The organism is Anaerolineales bacterium (assembly GCA_022866145.1).
Lineage (GTDB): Bacteria > Chloroflexota > Anaerolineae > Anaerolineales > E44-bin32 > PFL42.
In genome coordinates, this window is record JALHUE010000264.1 from 1 (window position 1) to 3,013 (window position 3,013).

Annotated in this window: 3 protein-coding genes; all 3 read left to right on the forward strand. The window is 66.6% G+C overall.

Features of this window, described 5'->3' with window-relative positions; all coding sequences use genetic code 11:
- A partial coding sequence (locus MUO23_08150) for a cell wall metabolism sensor histidine kinase WalK (protein MCJ7512927.1) occupies positions 1-248 on the forward strand: 248 nt, incomplete at its 5' end.
- Positions 249-567: 319 nt separating this feature from the next.
- Positions 568-1,803 (forward strand): tetratricopeptide repeat protein, encoded by a 1,236-nt coding sequence (locus MUO23_08155; GenBank protein ID MCJ7512928.1) that lies wholly within the window; start codon positions 568-570, stop codon positions 1,801-1,803.
- Between the two features lie 8 nt (positions 1,804-1,811).
- A partial coding sequence (locus MUO23_08160; protein MCJ7512929.1) for a tetratricopeptide repeat protein occupies positions 1,812-3,013 on the forward strand: 1,202 nt, incomplete at its 3' end.

The window sequence follows — 3,013 nt, forward strand, 5'->3', positions numbered from 1 at the left end:
AGATCCAGGTGCAAGACAGTGGGCGCGGGATCGACTCGCAGGCACTCGACCGTGTCTTTGACCGGTTCTGCCGCACCGACCCTTCACGTCAGCGGGAAATCGGTGGCTCCGGTCTGGGCTTGGCCATCGCCCGCTCGATCGTCGAGGCGCATGTCGGCCGGATCTGGGCAGAGAGCGCCGAAGGGCGCAGCGCATCCCTCATCTTCACGTGGCCGGCCGCCTCCGCAGCCCGCCCTCCCATGGGCTGAGATCGGGGAAGCAGGTGTGACCCGGATCCCGGGCTGAGCAGGCATGACCCTGTGTGTACTGTCGCCCCCGCGCCTGCGGGGGCCCAGGGCTGCGCGGGCTGGAGGCCCGCCCTGCAGCCCTATCCTGGATCCCCGCCTCCGCGGGAATGACGCTGTGCGTCCTGTCGCCCCTGTGCAGGCAGGCAGGCATCCGAGGAGCGAGGGGCATGGTCTTGCGGCCATGCCGTGAAGACCGCGCGACCACCTGTGCTTGACGCTCTTTGTCTCCGGGTGATAAGATGCCCGCGGGCACCGGTTCGTGACGGGAAGCACACAATCGATGTATCTGAGCGGCAGCAAGTGGAACACGCGCAAGAAGCGACGGCGCGCCAATCCCTGGCGCGTATTGCTCTTGCTGTCCCTGATTGCTGCCGCCGTCTACGTCGAGCGCACCATCGTACCGGCCCTCCCCCCGTTGTTTGTCCTGACCCCGACCCCGACCCGCAGCCCGGCCTCCTACGTGCTTGAAGCCGAGAGCCTGTTCCAGTCCGGCAAGCTCGAGCAAGCCGAGGCATCCTACCGGGAGGCCATTGCGGTTTCGCCCGAGGACCCGCTGATCTACACCAACCTGGCCCGACTGCAGGTGTTTGCCGGGAACTACGTCGGGGCTGAGACGTCGGCGCGCAATGCGCTGCTGCTCAACCCCAACCTTGCTCCAGCCCACGCCGTGTTGGGCTGGGCGCTGGATTTCCAGGGTGGGGAGCGGGTGGTTGACGCCCGGGCGGCGGTGGAGCGGGCCCTGCAGCTCGATCCGAACTTGGCTTCGGCCTACGCCTACTATGCCGAAGTCCTGATGGACATCAGCCCAGAGAACTACCAGGATGCGCTGCAGGCGGCCCGCCATGCCGTCGCCCTGGATCCGAACCTGTTGGATGCACACCGAGCACTCGGCTACACCTGGGAGCGGACACAGAACTACGACCAGGCACTGGAATCGTATCAAACCGCCTTGCGCATCAACCCAAACCTGGCGATGCTGCACCTGGCGGTGGGCAACATGAAGCTCAACCAGCAGGACACCAACGCCGCCATTGAGAGCTATCTCAAGGCCAGCACCTTGTCGCCCACCGACTCGGAACCGCTGACGCTGATCGCCCTGGCCTATGCCCGGGTGGGTGAGTACGGCAAGGCGAGCCAGTATGCGGCCAACGCCGCCGAGAAAGACCCCGGCAGCCCGTACTTGCACGGGGATCTCGGGCGGATGTACTACAAGAACAACGAATTCGACAAGGCGGTCCGCTCGTTCTCCCTGGCCATCCAGGGAGGGACTACCGAGAGCGGCGCCGTCGTCAAAGGGCTGCCTCTCGACCCCGGGGACCGCAAGTCGGTCGAGTTCTACTACACCTATGGCCTGGCGCTGGCGAAGCTGGGCAACTGCGACCCGGCTATCCAGATCTTCGAAGCCCTGCTGCGCGGCGTGCCGGCCGACGAGATCGCCGTGGCCAATGCGACCGAGGGGCTGGTGATTTGCGACGTGATCCAGCCCACCCCCACGCCGCCGATCGAGACTGGCTAGGCGTCGGCATGCAGCTCAAGGGCGAACAGCTGCAGTTCGGCCGGAACCGCCGGCTCAAGTACGGCCGGATCGCGGTCCTGCTCGGCCTGATCGTTGCCGGGGCCGTACTGCTGTGGATGGTGGAAACCTCCCGCATCGACCCCCCGTTCGTTCCCGCCCCGACGCCGACCCGCTCGGCGGTCTCCTTCGCCCAAGAGGGGGAAGCGCATTTCTCTTCGGGCAATCTGCCGGAGGCGATCACGGCTCTGCAAAACGCGGTACGCCTTAGCCCGGACGACGGCCAACTGCAGGCTGAACTCGCCCGCATCCAGACCTACGCCAGCGAGCTTCAGCCCTCGCTGCAGCAGCGGCGGGAGCTGCTGGCGCAGGCGCGGGAGACGATCGATCAGGCGATCCAGGTTGCCCCGGAGGACCCTTTCGCCCATGCCGTGCGGGCCCTGACCTTCGATTGGTCGGCCTCGGCTGAAGGGGGCGGTGAGCTGCGCGAGGCCTACCTCGCCGAGGCGGAGACCTCGGCCGTGCGGGCCCTGCAGCTGGCAGGGGACGATCCGGTGCTGCACAGCCTGGCGCAGGCCTTCTATGCCGAAGTCATCGTCGACCAGCAGCGGTTCGTCGAAGCGGCTGACCTGGCCGCCCAGGCTGCAGCCCAGGCGCCCAACTCGATGGATGTCCATCGGGTGTACGGGACGGTGCTGGAGGCCAACGGACTGTACCGCCAGGCGATTGAAGAGTATCAGCGAGCAACGGAGATCACCCCCAATCTGACCTTCCTGTACCTGCGGATCGGCGCCAACTATCGCCGCCTGCGGGACATCGAGCGCGCCCTGGAGGCCTTCGATCAGGCGGCCCGCATCAATACCCAGGTTGAGATCCAGAACCCGGGACCGTTCATCGCCATCGGCCGAACCTATATGCAGGACGGCGAGTTCTTCGTCGCGGCCCGCAACGTCGAGCGGGCGCTAGCGATCGACGAAGGCAACCCGGAAATCTACGGCTTCCTGGGGATCATCTACTACAAGGCGCGCAACTACGAGAGCGCCCTGGATGTGCTGCGCTGCGCCGTCGACGGCTGCAGCCAGGAGGACAGCCGGCGCATGCTGTGCCAGTTCGCCCTGGGGTGCGATCCGGATGACCCCCAGGATGCCGTGGCCCCCCTGCACGGCCGGGAGGTGGCTGGCCTGCCCCTCGGCCCGAGCAGCCTCGAGTACTA

Excerpts from the sequence above, each read along its gene's own strand:
- MUO23_08155 (MCJ7512928.1), top strand. The coding sequence starts at position 568 with ATGTATCTGAGCGGCAGCAAGTGGAACACGCGCAAGAAGCGACGGCGC.